Source organism: Stenotrophomonas sp. HMWF003, from assembly GCF_003061285.1.
Taxonomy (GTDB): domain Bacteria; phylum Pseudomonadota; class Gammaproteobacteria; order Xanthomonadales; family Xanthomonadaceae; genus Stenotrophomonas; species Stenotrophomonas maltophilia_AP.
The window spans coordinates 490-879 of the sequence record NZ_QAIW01000421.1 but is presented as its reverse complement, the minus strand read 5'-3'; the positions used below and the strand labels follow the sequence as shown (position 1 = coordinate 879).

Genomic DNA, 390 nt, shown 5'->3' with positions numbered 1-390 from the left:
CCTGAGCGCCTTCATCGGGGTTTACCAGTGGACCGCGCCCGACGGCACGGCCTTCCTGCGCTTCGCCTTCGCCGCCGAGCCGGTCGAGCACGATCCGGCCCGGCCGCTGGACGCGGGCATCCTGCGCGCGCTGTGGATGACCCCGGCCGAGCTGCAGGCCAGCGCGGCACGCCTGCGCAGCCCGCTGGTCTGGGAGGTCGTGGCCGACTATCTGGGCGGCCAGCGCCACCCCCTGTCGCTCCTGAAGGAAACCGCATGAGCACTCCCCGGGTGATGGTCGGCGTGTCCGGCGGCGTGGACTCCTCGGTGGCGGCCTGGCGGCTGGTCCAGCAGGGCGAACCTGTGGCCGGGCTGTTCATGCAGAACTGGGCCGATGACGGCAGCGGCGAC

General features: G+C 72.8%; 2 pseudogenes. Both read left to right on the top strand.

Going from position 1 to position 390, the window contains the following annotated elements:
- Positions 1 to 259: pseudogene (locus DBR34_RS24560) on the top strand (NUDIX hydrolase); the annotation flags it as partial.
- A pseudogene (locus tag DBR34_RS24555) lies at positions 256 to 390 on the top strand (tRNA 2-thiouridine(34) synthase MnmA); the annotation flags it as partial. The pseudogenes DBR34_RS24560 and DBR34_RS24555, both read left to right, overlap by 4 nt.